Origin of the sequence: Paraburkholderia piptadeniae (assembly GCF_900007165.1) — a bacterium.
Classification (GTDB): Bacteria; Pseudomonadota; Gammaproteobacteria; order Burkholderiales; family Burkholderiaceae; genus Paraburkholderia; species Paraburkholderia piptadeniae.
Genome location: NZ_CYGY02000009.1, coordinates 58952 through 81908, shown reverse-complemented (window position 1 = coordinate 81908; position 22957 = coordinate 58952). Strand labels below are relative to the sequence as shown.

Annotated in this window: 20 protein-coding genes and 1 pseudogene; 9 read left to right on the top strand and 12 right to left on the bottom strand. The window is 64.3% G+C overall.

Features of this window, described 5'->3' with window-relative positions; genetic code table 11:
* The first annotated feature begins 32 nt into the window (after positions 1-32).
* The gene (locus tag BN2476_RS03345; protein ID WP_087732736.1) at positions 33-1253 is read left to right on the top strand and encodes an EmrA/EmrK family multidrug efflux transporter periplasmic adaptor subunit; all 1221 of its coding nucleotides are present in this window, start codon (positions 33-35) and stop codon (positions 1251-1253) included.
* Between the two features lie 38 nt (positions 1254-1291).
* Entirely contained in the window at positions 1292-2857 is a 1566-nt protein-coding gene (locus BN2476_RS03340) for a DHA2 family efflux MFS transporter permease subunit (protein WP_087732735.1), read from the top strand.
* 138 nt (positions 2858-2995) lie between these two features.
* Here BN2476_RS03340 and truB read toward each other — a convergent pair whose 3' ends face one another.
* The 9 genes from truB to BN2476_RS03295 all read right to left on the bottom strand — a co-directional run bounded on the left by truB (position 2996) and on the right by BN2476_RS03295 (position 15235).
* Positions 2996-3925, bottom strand: a complete 930-nt coding sequence (gene truB, locus BN2476_RS03335) for a tRNA pseudouridine(55) synthase TruB (RefSeq protein ID WP_087732734.1) — start codon at positions 3923-3925, stop codon at positions 2996-2998.
* A gap of 24 nt (positions 3926-3949) precedes the next feature.
* Positions 3950-4315, bottom strand: a complete 366-nt coding sequence (rbfA, locus tag BN2476_RS03330; protein ID WP_087732733.1) for a 30S ribosome-binding factor RbfA — start codon at positions 4313-4315, stop codon at positions 3950-3952.
* A 155-nt stretch (positions 4316-4470) separates the two neighbouring features.
* Positions 4471-7359 carry a translation initiation factor IF-2 gene (infB, locus tag BN2476_RS03325; protein WP_087732732.1) on the bottom strand — a complete coding sequence of 963 codons (2889 nt, stop codon included), beginning with the start codon at positions 7357-7359 and terminating at the stop codon, positions 4471-4473.
* A gap of 96 nt (positions 7360-7455) precedes the next feature.
* Positions 7456-8931, bottom strand: a complete 1476-nt coding sequence (gene nusA, locus BN2476_RS03320; protein ID WP_087732731.1) for a transcription termination factor NusA — start codon at positions 8929-8931, stop codon at positions 7456-7458.
* Positions 8928-9386: a ribosome maturation factor RimP gene (gene rimP, locus BN2476_RS03315; protein ID WP_054926524.1), complete on the bottom strand. Its 459-nt coding sequence runs from the start codon at positions 9384-9386 to the stop codon at positions 8928-8930. Before rimP ends, nusA begins: the two co-directional genes overlap by 4 nt.
* 456 nt (positions 9387-9842) lie before the next feature.
* Positions 9843-11612 (bottom strand): 23S rRNA pseudouridine(2605) synthase RluB, encoded by a 1770-nt coding sequence (gene rluB / locus BN2476_RS03310; protein ID WP_087732730.1) that lies wholly within the window; start codon positions 11610-11612, stop codon positions 9843-9845.
* Positions 11613-11672: 60 nt separating this feature from the next.
* Positions 11673-12731 carry an SMC-Scp complex subunit ScpB gene (gene scpB, locus BN2476_RS03305; RefSeq protein WP_087732729.1) on the bottom strand — a complete coding sequence of 353 codons (1059 nt, stop codon included), beginning with the start codon at positions 12729-12731 and terminating at the stop codon, positions 11673-11675.
* A gap of 324 nt (positions 12732-13055) precedes the next feature.
* Complete coding sequence (locus tag BN2476_RS03300) at positions 13056-14243, bottom strand: pyridoxal phosphate-dependent aminotransferase (RefSeq protein WP_087732728.1); 1188 nt, start codon at positions 14241-14243, stop codon at positions 13056-13058.
* A gap of 89 nt (positions 14244-14332) precedes the next feature.
* Entirely contained in the window at positions 14333-15235 is a 903-nt protein-coding gene (locus BN2476_RS03295; protein WP_087732727.1) for a LysR family transcriptional regulator, read from the bottom strand.
* A gap of 421 nt (positions 15236-15656) precedes the next feature.
* On the opposite strand from BN2476_RS03295, the pseudogene BN2476_RS03290 reads away from it, so the two are divergent.
* Positions 15657-16052, top strand: a pseudogene (locus BN2476_RS03290) (transposase); the annotation flags it as partial.
* A gap of 415 nt (positions 16053-16467) precedes the next feature.
* A complete protein-coding gene (locus BN2476_RS03285) occupies positions 16468-16740 on the top strand; it encodes a hypothetical protein (RefSeq protein ID WP_087732726.1) in 273 nt (90 codons plus the stop codon).
* 352 nt (positions 16741-17092) lie between these two features.
* On the opposite strand, the gene BN2476_RS03280 is transcribed toward BN2476_RS03285, so the two are convergent.
* Positions 17093-17407, bottom strand: a complete 315-nt coding sequence (locus BN2476_RS03280; protein ID WP_087732725.1) for a hypothetical protein — start codon at positions 17405-17407, stop codon at positions 17093-17095.
* Between the two features lie 251 nt (positions 17408-17658).
* On the opposite strand from BN2476_RS03280, the gene BN2476_RS03275 reads away from it, so the two are divergent.
* From BN2476_RS03275 to BN2476_RS03265, 3 genes are all read left to right on the top strand, one after another.
* Complete coding sequence (locus BN2476_RS03275; RefSeq protein ID WP_438942855.1) at positions 17659-18390, top strand: YdcF family protein; 732 nt, start codon at positions 17659-17661, stop codon at positions 18388-18390.
* A 326-nt stretch (positions 18391-18716) separates the two neighbouring features.
* Positions 18717-18956, top strand: coding sequence for a hypothetical protein (locus tag BN2476_RS03270; RefSeq protein ID WP_087732724.1), 240 nt, complete (start codon positions 18717-18719; stop codon positions 18954-18956).
* A 278-nt stretch (positions 18957-19234) separates the two neighbouring features.
* Positions 19235-19492: a DNA-binding protein gene (locus BN2476_RS03265; protein WP_087732723.1), complete on the top strand. Its 258-nt coding sequence runs from the start codon at positions 19235-19237 to the stop codon at positions 19490-19492.
* A 211-nt stretch (positions 19493-19703) separates the two neighbouring features.
* Here the strand turns inward: BN2476_RS03265 and BN2476_RS03260 are convergent, their stop codons facing one another.
* On the bottom strand, positions 19704-19994 hold the full coding sequence (locus BN2476_RS03260) for a putative quinol monooxygenase (RefSeq protein ID WP_087732722.1): 291 nt from the start codon (positions 19992-19994) through the stop codon (positions 19704-19706).
* A gap of 325 nt (positions 19995-20319) precedes the next feature.
* Between BN2476_RS03260 and BN2476_RS03255 the strand changes: the two genes are divergently transcribed.
* Positions 20320-21594 (top strand): EAL domain-containing protein, encoded by a 1275-nt coding sequence (locus BN2476_RS03255; protein WP_087732721.1) that lies wholly within the window; start codon positions 20320-20322, stop codon positions 21592-21594.
* A gap of 84 nt (positions 21595-21678) precedes the next feature.
* Here BN2476_RS03255 and arfB read toward each other — a convergent pair whose 3' ends face one another.
* Entirely contained in the window at positions 21679-22086 is a 408-nt protein-coding gene (arfB, locus tag BN2476_RS03250; RefSeq protein ID WP_087732720.1) for an alternative ribosome rescue aminoacyl-tRNA hydrolase ArfB, read from the bottom strand.
* A gap of 163 nt (positions 22087-22249) precedes the next feature.
* Here arfB and BN2476_RS03245 point away from each other — a divergent pair, with 163 nt between their 5' ends.
* Positions 22250-22909 (top strand): VC0807 family protein, encoded by a 660-nt coding sequence (locus BN2476_RS03245; protein ID WP_087732719.1) that lies wholly within the window; start codon positions 22250-22252, stop codon positions 22907-22909.
* The last annotated feature ends 48 nt before the right edge of the window (positions 22910-22957 follow it).

The window sequence follows — 22957 nt, the reverse complement described above, 5'->3', positions numbered from 1 at the left end:
CGATACAGACTGACAGAATCCGGAGCCTATTCATGAGCACGCCCCAACAACCCGCTAACGCGCAGCCGGCCAGCAACGGCAAACGCAAGCGCATGATGACGCTGCTCGTCATCGTGATCCTGATTGCCGCGATCGCGTACGGTCTCTACTACTTCCTCGTCGCGCGCTTTCACGAGGACACCGACGACGCGTACGTGAACGGCAACGTCGTGCAGATCACGCCGCAGGTCACGGGCACAGTGATCGCCGTGAACGCGGACGACACCCAGACCGTCAAGTCCGGCGACCCGCTCGTCGTGCTCGATCCCGCCGATTCGCGGATCGCGCTGCAATCGGCGGAAGCGAATCTCGGCCAGGTCGTTCGCCAGGTGCGCGGCCTCTACGCCGACGACAGCCAATACCAGGCGCAAGTCGCCGTTCGTCAGGCCGATCTGTCGCGTGCCCAGGACGACTTGAAGCGCCGTATGACCGTCGCGCAAACGGGCGCGGTGTCGCAGGAAGAAATCTCGCACGCGCGCGATGCCGTCAAGAGCGCGCAAGCCGCACTGGACGCCTCGCAGCAGCAGCTCGCGTCCAACCGCGCGCTGACGGCCAACACGACGATCGCGAGTCACCCGAACGTGCAGGCCGCGGCCGCCAAGGTCCGCGATGCCTATCTGAACAACGCGCGCAACACGCTGCCCGCGCCCGTCACGGGCTATGTCGCGAAGCGCTCGGTGCAGGTGGGCCAGCGTGTGTCGCCGGGCAATCCGCTCATGGCGATCGTGCCGCTCAACGCCGTGTGGGTCGACGCGAACTTCAAGGAAGTGCAGTTGAAGCACATGCGCATCGGCCAGCCCGTCGAACTGACGGCGGATGTGTACGGCTCGTCGGTCAAGTATCACGGCAAGGTGGTCGGCTTCTCGGCGGGCACGGGCTCGGCGTTCTCGCTGCTGCCCGCGCAGAACGCGACGGGTAACTGGATCAAGGTCGTGCAGCGTCTGCCCGTGCGTATCGCGATCGATCCGCAGGAGCTCGAAAAGCATCCGCTGCGCATCGGCCTGTCGATGCAGGTTGACGTGAGCATCAAGGACGATACGGGCGGCGAGCTCGGCAGCGCGCAGAACACCGTCTATCAGACCAACGTCTTCGACAAGTACGGCGACGAAGCCGACACGGAAATCGCACGCATCATTTCGGAAAACGCAGGTCCGAACGCCGGCGTGCCGCAGAAAGCGGCATCCGGCGCGAAGGCCACGCCGAAGCTGATGTGAACGGCGTCCGTCGGCATTCAACAAGGTTCGAACAATAGATGGCTCAGGCTCAAGCGCACGCCCTTCATCCGCCGCTCGAGGGCGCGCAACTGGTGATCGGCACCATCGCGGTGTCGCTCGCCGTTTTCATGAATGTGCTGGACACGTCGATCGCGAACGTCTCGATTCCGTCGATTTCCGGCGACCTCGGCGTGTCGGCCGATCAGGGCACGTGGGTGATCACGTCGTTCGCGGTCGCGAACGCGATCTCCGTGCCGCTGACCGGCTGGCTCACCGACCGCCTCGGTCAGGTGCGGCTCTTCATGGCGTCGATCGTGCTGTTCGTGATCTCGTCGTGGATGTGCGGCCTCTCGCCGAATTTACCCTTCCTGCTCGCGTCGCGCGTGCTGCAGGGCGCGGTCGCCGGTCCGATGATTCCGCTGTCGCAGACGCTGCTGCTCGCGAGCTATCCGCGCGCGAAGGCGCCGATGGCGCTCTCGATGTGGGCGATGACGACGCTGATCGCGCCCGTCGCCGGTCCGATTCTCGGCGGCTGGATCTCGGACAACATCTCGTGGCCGTGGATTTTCTACGTGAACATCCCCGTCGGCATCATCGCCGCCGCCGCGACGTGGGCGATCTTCCGCAACCGCGATTCCGTCATCAAGAAAGCGCCGATCGATATCGTCGGCCTCGTGCTGCTGATCACGTGGGTCGGCTCACTGCAGGTCATGCTCGACAAAGGCAAGGACCTCGACTGGTTCTCGTCGACGACGATCGTCGTGCTGGCGCTCACCGCGCTGATCGCGCTGGCGTTCTTTATCGTGTGGGAGCTGACGGACAAGCATCCCGTCGTCGACCTGTCGCTCTTCAAGCTGCGCAATTTCACGGGCGGCACGGTGGCGCTGGCGATCGGCTATGGTTTGTACTTCGGCAATCTGGTGCTGCTGCCGCTCTGGCTGCAAACCGACATCGGCTACACGGCGACGGACGCCGGTCTCGTGATGGCGCCCGTCGGCTTGTTCGCAGTCCTGCTCTCGCCGATGACGGGCAAGATCCTGCCGCGCACCGATCCGCGTTATATCTCGACGGCGTCGTTCCTCGTGTTCGCGCTGTGCTTCTGGATGCGCTCGCGCTACACGACGGGCGTCGACACCTACTCGCTGATGCTGCCGACGCTCATTCAAGGCATCGGCATGGCTGGCTTCTTCATCCCGCTCGTGTCGATCACGCTGTCCGGTTTGCCGGGCCACCGGATTCCAGCGGCTTCGGGCCTGTCGAACTTTGTGCGGATCATGTGCGGCGGCATCGGCACGTCGATCTTCGAAACTGCGTGGGACCATCGCTCGATCCTGCATCACGCTCAACTGACCGAGCGCGCGAACGCGTACAACCCCGTGTTCGACCAGTCGATCACGCAGATGGGCGGCGTCGGGCTGAACCAGGCGCAAGCGTACGGACTCTTCAACTCGATGACGACACAGCAGGCCGCGCAACTCGGTGTGAACGACCTGTTCTATGTATCGGCGGGAATTTTCGTCGCGCTGATCGCGCTGATCTGGGTCACGCGTCCCGAACGCGCGGCGAGCGGCGATGCGAGCGCGGCGGCTTCAGCGGCGCATTGATTCTGCTGTTGGCCGACTGATGCCTCGATTCGTCGCGGCATTGGTCGGCAAGAAAAAAGCGGAGCCGCTCGATTGCGGTCCGCCTTTTTTGCTTCTTGCGCAGATTGTCTGGTAGCGGGTCTTGCTGCCGTCAGGTCGTCACGCCGTCACGATCAGGCGTTCGGGCGCAAGCACGCCCTCGCCCACTCTCGCCACGCCAAGCAATTTGCCTTCGCTCGCATAAACGCGCGTGCGGGCGGCTTGCAGCACATCGTCGCCCACGGAAAGATCGGCAAGCCGCAAGCGCTGGCCGTGCATGAAACGACGTGTCGCTTCCGCATCGAGCCGCACGGACGGGAACGTCGACAGCAACGCGTCGACAGGCTGCAGCCACGCGTCGCGCTCGCTCTCTGTCGCGCCGGACAGCGCGTCGAGCGGGACCGAATGCTCGAGCGTCAGCGCGCCGACGCCCGTACGCCGCAGCATCACCAGATGCGCGCCGCAGCCGAGCGCCTCGCCGATGTCCTCGGCCAGCGTGCGCACATAGGTGCCCTTGCTGCACGTCACGCGAAACGTCACGTCGGGCAGCGCGCACGCGACGAGTTCCAGCGCATGGATCGTCACCTGACGCCCTTCGCGCTCGACCGTCTGCCCGGCGCGCGCGTACTCGTACAGCGGCTTGCCGTCGCGCTTGAGCGCCGAATACATCGGCGGCACCTGCACGATGCCGCCGCGAAATTGCGCGAGCGCCCGTTCGACGGCGGGCAGGTCGCACGCTACGTCGCGCGTTTCGATCGCTTCGCCTTCCGCATCGCCCGTCGTCGTGCGTATGCCTAAGCGCATGGTCGCTTCGTAGGTCTTGTCCGCGTCGAGCAGGTCTTGCGAAAACTTCGTCGCTTCGCCGAAACAGAGCGGCAGGAGCCCGGATGCGAGCGGGTCGAGCGTGCCCGTGTGTCCCGCCTTCTTCGCGAGATACAGACGCTTCGCGCGAATCAGCGCGTCGTTGCTCGACAAACCCACTGGCTTGTCGAGCAGCAACACGCCATCGAGCGCGCGGCGCGGCACCTTGGGGCGTGGATTCTGAGTCATATGCGCGCGTGCCTCGACCTTCGATCAGTCGTCTTTCGCGCGCGTGGCGTTCGCCTCGTCGATCAGACGCGACATCTCCACCGCGCGCTCGATCGTCTTGTCGTAGTGGAAATGCAGCGTCGGCACTGTGTGGATGTGCAGGCGCTTGAACAACAGGTTGTGCAGATGACCGGCCGCGTGATTGAGCGCGTCCTGCGTCTGCAGCGGATCGCCCGTCAGCGTCGTGAAGTAGACCTTCGCGTGCGCATAATCCGGCGTCAGCTCGACGCTCTGAAAAGTGACGATACCGATGCGCGGGTCTTTGACCTCGCGAATCAGTTCGGACAGATCGCGCTGAATCTGATCGGCGATCTGCACGTTGCGGTTGGGAGAAGTACGTTTCTTAGGCATGGTGAATCCGTAATCCGGTGGCAATGTGTTCGCGCATTCGGCGGCAACGAGCCACGGACTCCAACGCAAACACAACAACACAACTCGATGCAAAAACAAAGGGGCGGGATTGGGCTCTAGCGCCCGCCCCGCCCCTCATGCGCTCGACGCCTGAATTACAGCGTACGCGCGACTTCTGTGACTTCGAAGACTTCGAACTGATCGCCTTCCTGGATGTCGTTGAAGTTCTTCACCGACATACCGCATTCGAAGCCCTGGCGCACTTCCTTGACATCGTCCTTGAAGCGCTTGAGCGAATCGAGCTCGCCCGTGTGGACCACGACGTTGTTGCGCAGCACGCGCACCGACGACGTCCGCTTGACGAAACCGTCCGTGACCATACAGCCCGCCACCGTGCCGACCTTCGGCACCTTGAAGACCTGACGGACTTCGACCATGCCCGTGACGACTTCGCGCTTCTCCGGGGCCAGCATGCCCGACATCGCCGCCTTCACCTCATCCACTGCGTCGTAGATGATGTTGTAGTAACGGATGTCGATGCCGTTGGTCTCCGCCAGCTTGCGAGCCTGGGCGTCCGCGCGGGTGTTGAAGCCGATGATGACCGCCTTCGACGCCGTCGCCAGGTTGACGTCCGACTCGCTGATGCCGCCGACCGCGCTGTGCACGATCTGCACGCGCACTTCGTCCGTCGACAGCTTGAGCAGCGCCTGCACCAGTGCTTCCTGCGAACCCTGCACGTCGGCCTTGACGATAAGAGGCAGATGCTGCACTTCGCCTTCGCCCATCTGCTCGAGCATGTTTTCGAGCTTCGCGGCCTGCTGCTTCGCGAGCTTCACATCGCGGAACTTGCCCTGACGGAACAGCGCGATTTCGCGAGCCTTGCGGTCGTCCGGCATGACGATGACTTCTTCGCCCGCCGCCGGCACTTCCGACAGACCCTGGATTTCCACCGGGATCGACGGACCCGCCGTCTTGGTCGGCTTGCTGGTTTCGTCGAGCATCGCGCGCACGCGGCCGTAGGCGCTGCCTGCCAGCACGACGTCGCCGCGATTGAGCGTACCCGACTGGACGAGGATCGTTGCAACCGGACCCTTACCCTTGTCGAGCTTCGCTTCGATCACGAGGCCCTTCGCCGGTGCTTCGACGGGTGCCTTCAGTTCCAGCACTTCGGCTTGCAGCAGCACGTTTTCGAGCAGATCGTCGATGCCCGCGCCCGTCTTCGCCGACACCGGGACGAACGGCGAATCGCCGCCGTATTCTTCCGGCACCACGCCTTCCGCGACGAGTTCCTGCTTCACGCGTTCCGGATTCGCTTCCGGCTTGTCGATCTTGTTGATCGCGACGACGAGGGGCACGCCGCCCGCTTTCGCGTGCGAGATCGCTTCCTTCGTCTGCGGCATCACGCCGTCATCGGCTGCAACGACGAGAATCACGATGTCGGTTGCCTTCGCACCGCGCGCACGCATTGCCGTGAACGCTTCGTGACCCGGCGTATCGAGGAACGTGATGACGCCGCGCGGCGTTTCGACGTGATATGCGCCGATGTGCTGCGTAATGCCGCCCGCTTCGCCCGCCGCGACCTTCGCGCGACGGATGTAGTCGAGCAGCGAGGTCTTGCCGTGGTCGACGTGACCCATGACCGTGACGACGGGTGGACGCGGCAGTTGCGGCGCGTCCGAGACCTCGCCTTCGATCAGCATCGCTTCCGGATCATCCAGCTTCGCCGCGACGGCATGGTGGCCCAGTTCCTCGACGACGATCATCGCCGTTTCCTGGTCCAGCATCTGGTTGATCGTGACCATCTGGCCGAGCTTCATCATCACCTTGATGACTTCCGAAGCCTTCACCGACATCTTGTGAGCAAGGTCGGCAACCGTAATGGTTTCCGGCACGTGCACTTCACGCACGATCGGCTCGGTCGGCGCCTGGAAGGTCGTGGCTTCCTGATGCTTGCCACGGCCCTTCGGGCCACCACGCCAGCCGCGATCGACGCCGCCACTGGTGTCGCCGCGCGTCTTGATGCCGCGACGCTTCGCAGCGTCGTCCTGCCAGGTGCCGCCCTTGCCGCCCGCCTTCTTCTTGTCGCCGCCGGGACCCGCCGGCTGCGCAGTCGCCACCGGTTGCGCCGCTGCTGCGGGCGCCGGCTTCTTCGCTGCGGGGCGTGCCGACGTTTCACCAGCCGGACGCGCCGGCTTGTGCAGCGTGCCCTTCGCTTCGGCGGGCTTGGCCGGCTCGGCGGGCTTCGGTGCCGGTTCCGGCGCCTTCACCTGCGCCTTGCGCGGCGTGCTCATCATTTCGCGGATCGCGCGTGCTTCGGCTTCAGCCGCCGCGCGGCGCTTCGCGATTTCTTCCTGTTCGAGGCGTGCCTTCTCGGCCTGCTCGCGTGCAGCGTCTTCGGCCTTCTTCGCCGCTTCGCGCTGCGCAGCGCGTTCCGCCGCCGCGCGCTCTTCGTCCTGCGATGCGCGCTCCTGCTCGGCCTGCTCGCGAGCCGCCGCTTCGGCCATGGCCGCTGCGCGCTTCTTCGCCGATTCCTCTTCGGCGCGGCGACGCTCCGCCTCGGCCGCCTGTTCGCGTTCCTGGCGCTCGGCTTCTTCGCGCGCGAGGCGCTCCTGGCGCTCCTTCAGCTCCAGCGCCTGCTTTTCGAGCAGCTCCGCCGCATGACGCGCTTCTTCCTCGCGACGCTGCAGTTCGAGATCTTCCGCTTCCTGACCGTTGCCCGCTACTTCCGCCTGTTCGGCCGCTTCATCGCGGCGGACGAACGTGCGCTTCTTGCGCACTTCGACCTGAATGGTGCGAGCTTTACCCGTGGCGTCGGACTGCTTGATTTCCGACGTATGCCGGCGCGTCAGCGTGATCTTGCGCTTGTCAGCATCGTTCGAGCCGTGCGACCTGCGCAAGTGGTCGAGCAGACGCGCCTTGTCCGTCTCGGACAAAGCATCGTCTTCACTCGCTTTCTGGACGCCCGCCGCCTGCAGCTGCTCGAGCAGCACGCCTGCAGGCATTTTCAGTTCCGCGGCAAATTGGGCTACGTTGTTACTCGCCATTCATTCCTCTTAGTGCAAGGACCGATTCCTTGCGGTTAGCATCGGGTCATGCAGCCTTGCGGCCGCGATCAGATCAGTGGTTCATGGTCGTGGATCTCATTGAAACCAGTGTTCACGGGCCTTCATGATCAACGCCTTCGCGGCGTCCTCATTCATCCCCGTCATCTCGACCAGCTCGTCGACAGCCAGTTCTGCCAGTTCGTCGCGCGTCTGGATCTGATGTTCAGCCAGCTTCGCGAGCAGGTCGGCATCCATGCCTTCCAGGCTCTTCAGGTCGAGCGCAACGCCTTCGACCTTTTCCTCATTCGCAATCGCCATCGTCAGCAGTGCGTCACGAGCGCGATTACGCAGTTCGTGAACCGTGTCTTCGTCGAATGCTTCGATTTCGAGCATCTCGTTGAGCGGCACGTACGCAATCTCTTCGAGACTCGTGAAACCTTCGTCGATCAGGATGTCGGCGACTTCTTCGTCGACATCGAGACGAGCCATAAACAGGTCGCGCAGTACGCCGCGTTCCTGGTTCTGCTTTTGCGCAGACTCGTCCGGCGTCATGATGTTGATCTGCCAGCCGGTGAGCTCGCTGGCAAGACGCACGTTCTGGCCGCTGCGGCCGATAGCGACGGCCAGTTCGTTCTCGTCGACGACGACGTCCATCGAATGCTTTTCTTCATCGACGACGATCGACTGGACGGCTGCCGGCGCGAGCGCGCCGATCACAAACTGGGCCGGATCTTCCGACCATAGCACGATGTCGACGTTTTCGCCACCGAGCTCGTTGCGCACGGCCTGCACGCGCGAACCGCGAATGCCGACGCAGGTGCCGATGGGATCGATGCGCTTGTCATAAGCGACGACACCGATCTTCGCGCGCACGCCGGGATCGCGTGCCGCCGCCTTGATCTCCAGGAGGCCCTGCTCGATTTCCGGCACTTCCATTTCGAAGAGCTTCATCAGGAACTCGGGCGCCGTGCGCGACAGTTCGATCTGCGGGCCGCGCGCAGTGCGGTCGACCTTCGCGATATAGGCGCGAACGCGGTCGCCGACGCGCAGGTTTTCCTTCGGAATCAGCTGGTCGCGGCGCAACAGCGCTTCGACGCGGCCCGATTCGACGATGAAGTTGCCCTTGTCGAGACGCTTGACGGTGCCCGTCATGATGTTTTCGCCGCGCTCGAGGAAGTCGTTCAAGATCTGCTCGCGTTCCGCGTCGCGCACCTTCTGCAGGATCACCTGCTTGGCGGCCTGCGCGCCGATACGGCCGAATTCGATCGACGGAACGGGCTCTTCCAGGAAGTCGTCGATCTGCGCGTCGGCCTTCTGCTCGCGCGCTTCGAACAACAGGATTTCCTGATCCGGCTCCTGCAGGCCCGCTTCATCCGGCACGACCTTCCAGCGGCGGAACGTCTCGTGCTCGCCGCTTTCACGGTCGATATGGACGCGGATATCCGCGTCCTCGTCGAAGAGTTTCTTGGATGCAGACGCGAGCGCTGCCTCGAGCGCGGCAAAAACCACGTCCTTGTCGACATTTTTTTCGCGTGCCAGCGCATCCACCAGCATCAACACTTCGCGACTCATTGTTTGCGGCTCCTAAAGTCAACTTTCGGAACGAGGCGTGCCTTGTCGATATCCGCGAGCGTGAAATCCAGCATCGCGGCGCCTTCCTTCCCTTCAAATTCCAGACCGATCGTTTCGCCTTCGGGTGCATGCAGGATGCCCCGGTACGATTTCCGTCCGTCCAATGGTTTTTTCAATGTGATGACCGCCTCGCTGCCCGCGAAGCGTTCGAAGTCCGCCAGTTTCTTCAGCGGGCGGTCGAGACCCGGCGACGATACTTCAAGCCGCTCGTAATCGATATTTTCGACCGTCAGAACGTGCTGGAGCTGACGGGTAACTTTTTCGCAGTCTTCGATCGCGATGCCCGCGGGCTGGTCGATATACACGCACAGCATGCCGCGCCCGGTGCGCTCGAGATCGACGAGCTCGTAGCCGAGGCCCACGACCGTGGTTTCAATCAGTTCCGTCAGTTGCACAGTGCTGCCCTTTAAGATGTTCGCGCTGCAAGCCTTTGCGATACACCCGCGGGCTGCGCGCCAAGCCGGCGCACGTTCGTGCTACCCGAGATGCCGACCCACGTAAGAACTGAGCGGCAAAAAAAAATGGGCGAAACGCCCATCATCTTATTGCCGGTGGTCGCACCTGAGCCGCACATGAAACCGCACGCCCAGTGACTTTGCGATTGTAGCCATTTTTCAGGACAAACGCAAACCGCCTGCGGGCTCACCAACCGCACTTGCGGCTGATTTCGCCGCAATCAAGGGTTAAAGCCGGGCCTTTTCGTGCGGTTCGCGCAGGCTTGCGGCCGCGCTTGAAACGACTTGAAAGTGCTGCAAACGGTGGAGGTGCATCCAGACACAAACACGGCGCAATCACAGCATCGCCGCAGACGGCTCGGCTGGAACCGGAGACCGTCCGCAGCGACTGAACCATCAACGTCCGCGCGAACGGTTGCGCGGAGCGCCGCCGCTGCGGTTGCCCCCGGCGTTCGGGTTGCCGCCAGCGCGATTGCCGCTGTTCGCACGATTACCGTTCGGCGTGCGATTGCCGCCGCCCCCACGCTTCGCATTGCCGCCCGCTGCCGCGTGGTTGCCCGACGGCGCGCGATTGCCGTCGACATCACGGCCTCGGCCACGCCCTTCGCGATTGCCGTTCGTGTTGCCGAATCCGCCCAAGCCGGAATTCAACGCGCCGAACGTGCCCGGCGCCTTGCCGCGGCGACCCTGCCCGCCGCGCGGCGGCTGCTGGTCGAAGCGACCATGCGACATCAGCACGGGCTCGCGGCTGATGAAGCCCATCGACGTCTGCATCGGATCAGGCTGACGACGCTCCTGCTCGTTGCGGCGGCCGCCGCCTTTCTCTTCGGTCGGCGCCTTCAGACCAACCGACGCCAACAGGCTGCGCACCTGATTGTCCTCGAGCTCTTCCCAGCGGCCACGCTTGAGACCGCGCGGCAGCAGGATCGGGCCGTGACGCGTGCGGATCAGCCGGCTGACCATCAGGCCGACGGCCTCGAACATGCGGCGCACTTCGCGGTTGCGCCCTTCGGCGAGCGCGACGTGATACCAGTGATTCGTGCCTTCGCCGCCGCCATCGCGGATACGCAGGAAGTTCGCCGGACCGTCGTCCAGTTCGACGCCGTGCAACAGCTTTTGCCGGTTGCCTTCCGTCAGCTCGCCGACCACGCGCACCGCGTATTCACGCTCGACGCTGTAGCGCGGATGCATGAAGCGGTTGGCCAGATCGCCCGACGTGGTGAGCATCAACAGGCCTTCCGTATTGAAGTCCAGACGGCCGACGGCGAGCCACTTTGCCGTCTTCATCGGCGGCAGCTTGTCGAACACGGACGGACGGCCTTCCGGATCGGCGTGACTGACGATCTCGCCCGTCGGCTTGTGATACAGCAGCACGCGCGGCGGCTTGTTCTGCAGCTTGCGCTTGACGGGCTTGCCATTGATGCGCACGAGATCGGTCGGCATGATGCGCTGGCCGATGTGCGCCGGCTCGCCGTTCACCGACACGCGGCCCGCGACGATCAGCTCTTCCATCTCGCGGCGCGAGCCCATGCCCGCTTCCGCGAGCACCTTGTGCAGCTTCGGTGCGTCGTCGTCCGGCGCCAGCACGCGCTTGGGCGCAGCGGCGCGGCCACGACGCAGCATCGGCGCGCGCACGCCGCCCGTCGTGGAGTTGTCCGCATCGAACGCCGGCGACGTCACGTACGCGAACAGATCGTCCTGCTTCTCACCATCGGCTGCCGCGGGCGCCGCAACGCTGCCGCCGCGATTCTTGCGCTGGCCGCCCTGGTGGCCGCCTTGCTGCCCACCCTGCTTGCCGCCCGCGCGGCGTCCGCCCTGGCCGCCTTGTCCCTTCGCGCCCGCGTCCTTGCGCGGCATGCGCACCCGCGCGACGACTTCGCCGTCGGGCGGCGCTTCCGCCGCGATGGGCGCCGGCTGCGCGTCGGCGGCTTCGCCCGTCTTCGCCTCGGCCGTCTTCGCCTTCGTGCCGGCGCGGCGACGCGCGATCAGGCTACGCGGACCACGGCGCAGGCCGCGGCGCGGACGCTCTTCGCCTTCGGCGTCGTGCGATTGCGCGGGCCGCTCGCTGTCGGTGGCCGATGCTTGCGCCGTACGCGTCTCGTCGGGGCGCGCGGCGGCAACGGCGCGCTCGGATTCGGGCGAATCGGTGTCGTGGATGTCTGTCAAAACAACCTCAAAATGTCTGGTCGCGCGCCCGTTGCGGGCGCGTTAAAAGGTATGGTTACGTCAAGCGCTGCGCGACTCGGCTTCGTCGTCGGTCAGTTCGCCTGCGTCCTGAGCGGTGTCGCGGCGATCGTGCAGATCGTCATGCACCGCGTGAGTCTGGTCTGTTCCGGCCGGATTGGCGCGCAGCGCGTGCCCGGTCTCGTTATGCGATTCGCGCGTGTCTTCGTGTTGGTCTTCCGACTGCGCGGCAGATCCGGCCCGGTGAGCCGGCTCCATTTCATGCGCCGCCTGTGCGGCGCCGTGCTGTTCAGCGGGCCGCAACACATCCGTTTGCCCAATGTTGCTTTTAGCGTCGTCGGGCGCGGCGTCTTGTGCATCTTGCGTTGTGCCGTGCATTGCTTGCGCTTCTTCCGCAGGCTCCGATTGCTCGCCGGCCTGCTCCGCTTGAGCGTCGGCTTCCGCGAGACCGGCGGGTTCCGCTGCTTCCGATGCAGCATGAGCCGTGCCATCGACGTCGCCCATATCCGCTGCAACGCTCTCTTCGCCCGTTTCGCCGTCTGCGAATTCGATCGCGTGCTGCGCGAGCAGATCCATGTTCGACTGCGCCGACGGATCGTCGAGCGGCGGCAGCTCTTCGAGCGACTTCAGGCCGAGGTCGTCGAGAAACGAACGCGTCGTCGCATACAGTGCCGGGCGCCCCGGCACGTCGCGATGGCCGATCACTTCGATCCAGCCGCGGTCTTCGAGCTGCTTGACGACCTGCGTGTTCACGGTCACGCCGCGAATCTCTTCGATATCGCCACGCGTGACGGGCTGCCGGTACGCGATGATCGCGAGCGTTTCGAGCACCGCGCGCGAATACTTCGGCGGCTTCTCGGGATGCAGGCGGTCGAGAAACGTGCGCATCGCGGGCTTGCTCTGGAAACGCCAACCGGAAGCGAGTCCGACGAGTTCGACACCGCGTCCGGACCAGTCCTGCTTCAGGTCTTCAAGCAACGTGCGAACCGTGTCTGCCGACACGCCGTCGGCAAAGAGCTTACGCAAATCGCCGATCTTCAACGGCTCCTGCGCGCAGATCAAGGCAGTCTCGAGGACGATCTTCGCCTCTTGGGTATTCATGCAGCTAGGTCAGACCCTGTGGTCAAAGAACCGGATCAAACAGACGATGTGGAACTGAAGACGCGCTCGCCCGATTTTGATCGGTCATATTGATGGGAGCACGCACCGGGGGGAGGCGAAACAGGCATCGAGCCATACCCAGCCGGACGACGGAGCAGCGAAATTCCGCGAGGGAACCGCGTGACTGGCTGCCATATTACGCAAAAACAATCGGTGCGTAAAGACGAAATCCAAACTGCACCTTAATCGCATACTCCGCTGCGCATCACGGTGCGGAGCGCCGCGCCGTTGCACCGCCCCGCGTTCTGAACTCTGACGATGCGCTCAATAGCGCGCGAGATAGTCCTTGAGCCGTGCGACACCCGCATCGAGACGCGCCGTGTCGCACGCATAACACCAGCGCACGAAGCCCTCACCCTCCGGCCCGAACGCGCTGCCCGGCGCAAGGCCGAGCCCCGCCTCGCGCACGAGCGCCTTGCACAGATCGAGGCTGCGCGAAGCGCCCGGCAACGAGAAGAACACGTACATCGCGCCCGGCGGCGCTTTCACGTCGACGCCCGGCAGCGCCGACAACGCCCCGACCAGATGATCGCGCGACACCCGCAGCTCGCCGACCAGCTCCCGCGTGAACTGCCCGCCCTGCTCGATGGCGGCGATGCCCGCCTGCTGCACGAACGCTGGCGCACACGACGTGTTGTACTCGACGAGCTTGCCGAGATCGTCCATCAGCGACGCCGGCGCGACGATCCAGCCGAGCCGCCAGCCCGTCATCAACCAGGCCTTCGAAAACGAGTTCACGCAGATCACGCGTTCGTCCCGGCCAGCGAGATCGAGGAACGACGGCGCGCTTTGTCCGGGCTCGCCCGCGTAATAGAGACGTTCGTAGACTTCATCGGCGACGATCCAGATGCCCAGGCGTCGGCAATGCTCGAGTACGGCGCGTTGCTCGTCGCGGCTCATCACCCAGCCCGTCGGATTGTTCGGCGAGTTCAGCATCAGCAGCTTCGTGTCGGGCGTGAGCGCCGCCAGCAGCCGCTCCAGATCGAGTTGCCAGCCGTTTGCACCGTAGACGAGCGACACGGTTTCGACGTGCGCGCCGAGAATCTTCGGAATCTCGACGAGATTCGGCCACAGCGGCGTCACGGCCACCACGCGGTCGCCCGCCCCGACGACCAGCTGCGCGGCCAGCATCAGCGCGTTGACGCCCGCGCTCGTGACGGCCACATGCTCGACCGACGTCGGTCCGTGCAGCGTGCTCACGTAGCGGGCGAGCGTCTCGCGCAACGGCGCAATGCCGAGGTTGTGCGTGTAGAACGTCGCGCCAGCCGAAAGCGCTGCGCTCGCGGCATCGCGGATGAACGGCGGCGTCACGCGGTCCGATTCGCCGAACCAGAACGGCAGCACGTCCGGCACGCCGAAGCCGGCGTTCGCCACTTCGCGGATCTGCGACGCGCGCAGCGAGCGCACGGCATCGCGTGCATTGGGGAACTGGGGCAAATCGGTTTCGCTCATCGAAGATCCCGGCGGGTCGGTGAAAAATGCGAGTGTAGCGTGCCGCAAAACGCGCGGCCTGGAAGCCGGCAACGCGGCCAGGCCCGCGCTCAGCGCAAGTCCTCGGTGCGGCCCGGCACCTGGTGGATCAGGTTCCACACGGCGTCGGCAGCCGGGGACAGCGAGCGGTCGCGCCGCCGCACCAGCTCGACGGTCCGCTCGGCGCGCGGCACGAGCGCCCGCGTGACCAGCGACGACCCCGCCGGCAACGGCATCGCGAGCCACGGCAGCACGCTCACGCCGATACCCTCCTGCACCAGTCCGTACACCGTCGACGGATGACCCAGCTCCTGCACGACGTTGGCGCTGACGCCGTACTCCTCCAGCGCGGCATCGATGATCGGCCGGCTGCCCGACGCATGGTCGAGCAACACGAGACGCTCGCCTTCCAGCTCGCGCCACGCCACCTCGCTGCGCCCCGCGAGCGGATGATCGTCGCGCGAGACGAGGCAGAACGAGTCGGTCATCAGTGCCTCGGCGATCAGATCGTCGGCGGACACGGGGCCGATGATCACGCCGAAATCCACCTCGCCCGACTTGACCTTGCGCACCACATCGCTCTGCACGTCGTCGCGCAGGCCGAGCGTGATGAACGGATACTGCTTGCCGCAAGCCGCGACGATCGGCGGCATCAGCCGGCAAGCGATCGTCGGGCTGGCGGCCACCATCACGCGGCCGCGCCGCTGCTCGCCGATCTCGCGGATCTCGCGCAGCGCGTCGTCGAGATCGCCGAGCAGCCGCGACACGCTCGCGACCAGATTGCCGCCGACGTCGGTGAGCTGCACTTCGCGCGTCGTCCGGTCGATCAGCTTCAGGCCGATTTCCGCTTCGAGTTCGCGCACGCACCGGCTCACGGCCGACTGCGTCAGCCCGATTTCGCTCCCCGCCCGGCTGAAGCTCTGCAGCCGCGCCACCTCGATGAACACGCGCAGTTGACGCAGCGTCACATTCATCCGCTCCCCTCATGAATGATGTTGTTTGATGCCGATTTTATGACCTGCGATGGGTTTACGCATCGCTTGTTTCGTGTCGCTGCAATGCAGCAAGAAGGCGCAAACGCACGCGGGGCGGGCCTGATTGCACAAGATTGGTGATTGTCCCGATTTGCTGAATGGTTTTTTTGGATTCTCATACGGGCCAGGCTAACGCCCGTAACGGCTTGATGCGGCGAGGCTTCGAGGCGGTTGGGTGAAAGATGGCACGCTTCGTGCGTTTCCTCCTGCACAAGAGTCGGCGCCGATTCGGACTGGCGAAAAAAGCGGTTCGCAAAGGTACAGGCCGGCTCTCCGCCGGCGCCCGATATGGATTTGGGTGCATGAAGAGTGCGCAGCGCGGGGCAGCGCACCGGAGTTAGCTTCGCTGAGGTGAAACATGATGGTGTTCGACGATTTGAGAGACAACGAGTGGGCGCTGGTCGAGGCGTTGTTCTGTGCGGAGCCGGCACGGAGCGAACGCCGTGGTCGACCACGCGTCGAAGCTCGCGCGGTAGTCAACGCCGTGTTGTGGGTTTTGTCGACGGGAGAAGGCTGGTCCAAGCTGCCGGGCCGCTATCCGTCGCCGCCGACGTGCCGTCGCCGTTTCGACGAATGGCAAGCCGACGGCACACTCGCTGAGATAGTCAAGCGGCTGGGCACGAGCGGCCGTGAGATTTCGTTGCGCGGACGCATTGGCGCAACGGCGGCCAAACCACCGGCACCGCCGAGCCGCGACCGTCTGCGCGGCGCGTTCTGGACCAATCCGGAATCCTGGCGCGCACCCGTCAAGATGGCCTGAGGCACTACATCACGCCGCCGGGCGCCCCTTGGGGCGCCCGGTGCGTTTCCGGGACCGGGCTTTCGCCCAGTTTCGTCCCTTGCCTCCCGCTTCCGAACTGAAAACGACCCGCTGAGGGATCGACGGCGCCGCACGCCCATTCCAATCGCGACGCCTCGCACCCTTCGCTGACGGCGCATCACGCGTGCCGCGGATTTTTCCACCCGTTACCACGCGCGTTGGTCAGCTTCGCAGTTCTTCCTCGTACTGCACGCGCTTGCCCTTGCCGCCCGCCGAACTCCGTTTTTGCGGCCTGCATGCCCGCCGTGACGGGACGAAACATCCATTTACTTTTATTTACAGCACGCTTTCGCAGTGCGGCATACCGTACAAGTATGCAAACAAGCCCCGACTGGCTTGTCGGGAGTCGATCATGAGGCCAATGTCACTGCGTGTCTGCGGCATGGTCGCTTCAGTGATTGCCGCGACTGCGTTCGCGCAGCAACGCCCGCAGCAGGGCTGGAACTGGCGGCCGGAACAGCCGGCCACGCTTCAGGCGTGGCAGCAGACGGAAGCGCGTAATCAGGGGTTCACGCCACCCTCGCCGCGTGGGGATTTGCGCGGTGATATCGCCAGCAACGTTCGCGCGCGGCCCGACGGGCAGCGAGACGAGCCCGTGCAACGGCGGGCGGCGGACGCGCGCTGAACCGCGCCGCGAGCAGGCGGATTGCCTTGCCGCTGCGCCGCTTTCGCAGCAGCGGCAACGAAGATGTGCGAAATCGGGAACCACCTGCCGGGTCGCCAGTCTCACAAATGCCATAAGCACAGCGTGGCAGAAGTAATTCCGGTACGCCCGTATCCTCGCGATACGGGCTTTTTTTCGTCCAATTTTTCTGCGGAGCCAGTCGGCGCGGATGCCGCGCGACGCCGCCCGGCATGTGTAAAGAAAGTGCTAAAACGCAGAAATGGCGGCGACATGCCCTCGACGCGCCCCGCACGACGCGTTTTCCGCACGCCGCACTGTCATGGTGAGCGCGCGTCCAGCAAGAGCCCGTCGTCTAGACGGCAGCTGCCCTCTCTCCGGCGACCGCGCCGGCAAAAACGTAGTTGCGCATGCGGCGCGCGTCCCAGTCGAGCGAACGCTCGTCGCGAGCGAGCCGCGCGAATTCGGAGCGGCCACTTTCGGTCAGCACCGCGATGTCCACGGGAGCATGGAAACCCGGCGCGGGAGCGACCGTCCGTTGACGAACGGTGTCCATCATGCCAAGCGAACGCAGATATTCAAAAACGCCTGGGCGCTTGGCCCATGGCACCTGACGGTATTGCGCCCGTCGCAGCGCCTCAAGTACGGCTTCGTTGGAATAAGTGGTCATCTCACTTCTTTCTTTAAGTGCAGCCATGACTTATTTGTTCGCGACACAATGGCGCGCCTGTCGACGCGCGCATCGCGGATGGCCGGAGATTTCCCCCGTAGGTCCGCGATTTCGGCATTGGCCGCCGTTTTTTTCGGTCCCCGTGTGAACGCTGTGCTAGCGTTCTGCTTCCAACCGGCGGCGATGCGACCGTATCGGCGCGATGGCCCGCGGGCGGAAATGTCCGAATACCATACGTTACCCCAATAAAATTGATTCTCTTAACTTTATTGCTGCTTTTTTTTGCAGCTTTCGTGCTGCTGCGCAGCGCACGCACGATAATCGGCGCGGCAGCGATTGCGTTCTACTGGGCGCTTGGCTCGGGCTGGCTGACCCAGCCGCTGCTCGATCTCACCCAGCGTGACGCGCCACCCGGCGGGCAGACGGTTGCCCCCGCAACGTACGCGCCCCATACGGCGATCGTGCTGCTCGGCACGGGCACCATCCATGACCATGACGGCAAGCTCGTTCCGCCCAGGGACGCCTACGCCCGCATCGCCAAGAGCGCCGACCTCTACGCCCACTGCAAGCAGGTCAGTCCCGTTTGCCACGTGATCGTAAGCGGCGGCAATCCGCAGGAGCATGAGGCGACGGAAGCCGACACCTACCTGCCCTACCTGCTGCGCGATCAGGTGCCGCGCGGCGACATCATCCTCGAGAACCGCAGCCTGACGACCTACGAAAACGCACGCAACGTCAGAGCGATTCTGCACGACGGATATTACGGTTCGTTGATTCTCGTCACATCCGCCTATCACATGCCGAGGGCGCTGCTCAACTTTCACCGTTTCGGGATGCAGCCGCTGCCTGTCGTGTCGAACACGCGTCACGCGAAACTCGGCTTCTTGCCGCGCGGCGAAAACCTGTTTGACGCGGAAATCGCGCTGCACGAACTGATCGGCCTCGCACAGTTCCATGTCTACAGGGAGATCGGCTGGTTCTGAGCGCGGCCAACCGACAGTCGCGCCACGATTTGCTTAGCTATCCGATGGAATTTTTGAGCCCATTGAAGAATCATCGGCACAACACTCACGAACGGGAAAATCTGACTTGTCGAGACGGATGCGGCGAACAGAAGCACAATACGTTTCATGCGCAATGGCTTCTGGGAAGCGGCTCTGTGACGACGATCCGCCGATGTAACAAAACGTAACCGTCTGTGAATTCTGTTACAGACAATACGCTGGATCAAACATTGCTGGCTAGAATGCACTGTCGTTCCAACGGACAGCCATACTCGGGTCCACAACCACTCTCTACGGAGGCAGCGATGAAGAAAGTGTCCCTGGCAATCCTGGTTTCCTTTTCGGCACTGACGGGCGCGGCGTACGCGCAGCAGGACCAAGGGGTGACGATGAGCACCGATCCGGCGAAGGCCGCCGACGTCGAGCAGCGCGCGCAAGAACTGCAATCGAAGCAGCAGGCAATGGAAAGCGCGCCGCCGCCTGCGCCGATGAAGCATCACAAGGGCTCGGCGCATCATAAGAAGCAGGCTGAGCCGGCGCAGTAAGCTGCCGCTGCAGCAAGTCCTCGCAGTTAGGCTCTATGCGCAACCGCGCGCGGCTGCGTTGATGGCGGGCATGTCGCGCCCGCTGTCGTCGCTCGATGCCAACGTTCGAACAGAAGCCGAAGCCGTCCCGCACGGCCTCGGCTTTTTCATTGCCGCCGCGCGCTTTCCGCGAGCGGCCAGCCGCGCAGCGCATGTCGCGGGATGCGCGCTGACGGTATGCTAAAGTCGCGCACCGAAGAACCCACCCAACCCGTGCGCACCCTGGTGCGGAGGACAGAATGAGCAACATCCAGCTGGACATCGAATGGACTGAAGCAGCATCCCGCAAGATCGAAAAACTCATGCCGCGCGGCAGTCAGGATGCGTTCCTTGCGCTGCCGCCCGTCGAATGTCTGCCGATGGAAGGCGATGTGCTGTTTCTCGGACCGGCCGGCAAGCAGCAGCCGTTCATCGTCGCGGAACGTCAGTACCATCACGACGGCGACGCGGACTGGACCATCATCCTGATCCTCGACGTGCCGCATTCGACGCATTGATCGCATGACGCCTCATGCGCGCGCCGGCGGAAATGGCATCGACCACACGAAGGCCGCGTGAAGGCCGCATGACCCCGCGCGAAGCGCACGAAAACGAAATGCGCATAGAGAAGCCGCAACCATCCACGGTGCTGCCAACGCCAGCATGCTCGAGCCCGGCAACGGCATTGCCGGGCTTTTCTCTTTCGGCTTCGCCCGCTGCCCTTTCGCTTCAGGCGATCTTCGACACGATGCGCAGCTCCGCGTACTCGATCCAGTCCGCCGACACCTTCCTGTACGCCTCGATATGCGCGGACTTCGCATGCGCAGCGAGCGCCTCTTCGCTTTCCCATCGCTCGAAGAAGACGAAGCGGCGCGGCTCGCGCAGATCGCGGTGCAAGTCGTACTGCAATGCGCCGCGTTCCTTGCGCGTCGGCCCGACGATGCCTTCGAGCGCCTTGCGCAACTGCTCCTCGTGCCCCGGCTTCGCCACCGAGATCGCCACCACTGCGATTTCCGACATGCTGGACTCCATTTTTGAGAAATCAGCAGCATAACGCCGCTGCCATAGATGCACCGTTCCTCAGCGCCAACATCAAGACGAAACGGCACAGACTCTCACTCCGTCTGTGATTACCCGAACATTCATTACGCATGCGAACTGCTAGACTGATTCGACGAACTGGACTGCACCCGAGCTGCACAACTGAGCGGAGTCGCGCGTGACGGGCATTGATCCGACTGCCTTCAGGCCCGACCTCCATTGCGCCGAAGTTGCGCATGCCTGCCGCGGACATGGCGCCTCTTCCGGGCGCGCGCCGCACGCTGCATAGGACAAATCTGCCGTCATGCCAAACGTCGAAGATACGACGCTCCCTGGCCTCCTGCAGCATATGGTGCAGGACGAAGCCGGATGGGCCGCGCCGTGGCGAACCATTACGTTGCGCAGCGTCTTCCAGCCGGTCATCTCGGTGACGCATCAGCGCGTGGTCGGCTATGAAGCGCTCCTGCGCGCCTTCGATCCCGTCGGCCACCCCATCTCACCCGCCGTGCTGTTTTCGGGCACCCGCTCGACGGCCGATGCGCGCGCGCTCGACCGGCTCGCGCGCTGCCTGCATGTCGCGAACTTCATGGCGCAAGGCATTGAGTCGGGCTGGCTGTTTCTCAACACGCGTCCGCAGGTGTTCGAAACGGGCTGGCCGCAGCGCCCGTTCATCGATGAACTGTCCGATCATTTCGGACTGCCGCAGGAACGCATCGTGATCGAAGTGCTCGAACAGCCCGCCGACGACGAGTCCGCTGTCGCCAGCATGCTCGCGGCATCGCAGCCGCGCGAGTTCCTGATCGCGATCGACGACTTCGGCACGGGCTTTTCGAACTTCGATCGCGTGTGGCGCTTCAGGCCGGACATCGTGAAGCTCGACCGCTCGCTGGTCGCGCGCGCCGGCCGCCAGGACAACGACAATTCGCTGATCGGTCATCTGATCAACATGCTGCATCAATCAGGCACGCTGGTGCTGGCCGAAGGCGTCGAGACGGAAAACGAGCTGATGACGCTGATGCAGGCCGACGTCGATTTCGTCCAGGGTTATTGGTTCGGTCATCCGAAAGCATCGATACAGGCCGCGAATGCGCGCGTGCCGGACCTGATCGATGAGATGTGGCAGCGCTTCGAGAGCTTCGAGTACGCGCACTCGCGCTATCAGCGTCCCGGTTTCGAGGGCTTCACGGAAGCGGTGCTCGCTGGCGCGAACGTGTACATGCAGACGGGCGATCTCGCGCGGGCCGCGCTACCCGTTTTTCTCGTGCCCGACGCGCGCCGCGTTTTCGTGCTGAGCGACCGCGGCGAGCAGCTGGAGACGTCGATCGCCGCTTGCGGCACGCCGCCTCCGCCCGCGCGGCTTGCGCCCCTCGTGCCCGACACGCGCAACAACTGGTCGCGGCGCGCCTACTTCAAGCATGCGCTCGCGGCGCCGGGACGCGTCGCGATGATGGGGCCGCACTGCTCGCTGATGGATGGCCGGGATTGCTACACAGCCGCCGTGACCGTCGAGCGTGACGGCGTCACGCGCGTATTCTGCGTCGACTTTCTGCCCGAGCTGCGCAACGCGAGTCCTGTCTGAAGGATTGTCCGGTTCCGCGCGGTTTTCAACGACGAGATTCGCCTCGCCTGACTCGCGCACGGCGAACCATGCGCTGCATTTGCACTACTCGTGCACGAAGCGCCGCCTGGTGGCTTTCACATCGCTGCGCTTCGCCTTGCTCTCCAGCCGGCGCTCCTTCGATGCGCGTGTCGGCCGCGTCGCGAAGCGCGCCTTGCGGGTGACGCTCACGCTGTCGATCAGTGCATCGAGCCGCGCGAGCGCTGCCGCGCGGTTCATTTCCTGGGTCCGGTATTCCTGTGCCTTGATGATGACGACGCCATCGCGCGTCAACCGATGATCCTGCAACGCGAGCAGGCGCATCTTCAGCACGTCGGGCAGCGACGACGCGCGCACGTCGAAGCGCAGATGGATCGCGCTCGACACCTTGTTGACGTTCTGCCCGCCCGCGCCCTGCGCGCGCACGGCCGTGAGTTCGATTTCGTTCGGCGGGATCGGATAGCGTGTAGTCATGTCAAATGGTCGGACGATGCAAAGTAAGTGTACCGGCTATGCTGGATCAGACGAAACCGCATGCGCCGCACGGCATGCACGCTCGCCGTACGCGCGACGCATTTGCTGCGATTCGCCGATCTCGCGGATACTGACACTTTTAGCTCATAGGCCAATCATCGTGATGAAGATGCGCCCCGCGCAGGTGCTGGAACTCGTGGTCAACCTGCTGTTGCCCTGGGTCACGTATCGCCTCGCGCAGCCGTACTGGGGCGAAACGGGTGGCCTGATCGCATCCGCTGTGCCGCCCGTCATCTGGAGCGTCATCGAACTCGTGCGCTTTCGGCGCGTCGATGCGCTTGCCCTGATGGTGTTGCTCGGCATCGTGCTGTCGATCGGCGCGATGGCGCTCGGCGGCGATTCGCGCGTGCTGCTGATGCGCGAGTCGCTGGTGTCGGGCGCGATCGGCGCCGCGTTCCTGCTGTCGCTGCTGCTGCGCCGGCCCATCATCTTCTACCTGACGCGCGCCTTCGTGGCCCGCGAGATGACGAACGGCGCCGCGCACGTCGACATGCTGTGGCGCGAGCAGCCCGCTTTCGCTCGCGCGCTGCGGGTGCTGACGGTCACATGGGGCGTCGGCCTCATCAGCGAAACCACGCTGCGCATCTGGATGGCGTGGCACTGGCCGATCGAGCAGGTGCTGGTGGTGTCGCCCGTCGTCGGCTATGGGATCTTCGGCGGCCTGATGGTCTGGACGTTCTGGTATCGACGCACGATGCGCGACCTTGCCGGACAGGCGCCGGAATCCGAAGCACAACCGCAGCGCGGGACGGCCGCGAACTGAGCGGCTTCTTCGGTTGCTTCGGCTTCCTCGTCTACCTCGCCGCTTCCT